This window comes from Cryobacterium sp. 10I1 (genome assembly GCF_035019805.1).
GTDB lineage: Bacteria > Actinomycetota > Actinomycetes > Actinomycetales > Microbacteriaceae > Cryobacterium > Cryobacterium glucosi.
Genome location: NZ_JASJVF010000702.1, coordinates 1 through 230 on the forward strand (window position 1 = coordinate 1; position 230 = coordinate 230).

Below are 230 nucleotides of genomic sequence, written 5' to 3' on the forward strand. Positions count from 1 at the left end.
TCAAAGTCGCCCAGGAAGAGGCCCTGAATGAAGTTTGACGGAGAAATCATGGAAATACTCGCTGCCTACGACCTGACCGAGTCGTTGCGTGCTGCGGCCGAGCTCACCGGGTGCTCGCATCACACCGTCGCCCGGCACGTCGCCGCGCGCGACGCGGGCCGGCCGCTCGCGGAGCCCGCCTACCGGGGCCGGGTCACGGACCCGTTCCTGCCCAAGATCGAGGAATGGGT

Annotated in this window: 1 pseudogene; it reads left to right on the plus strand. The window is 67.0% G+C overall.

The features are described 5' to 3' along the window. Positions 1–27: 27 nt before the first annotated feature. A pseudogene (locus tag QN345_RS20420) lies at positions 28–230 on the plus strand (IS21 family transposase); the annotation flags it as partial.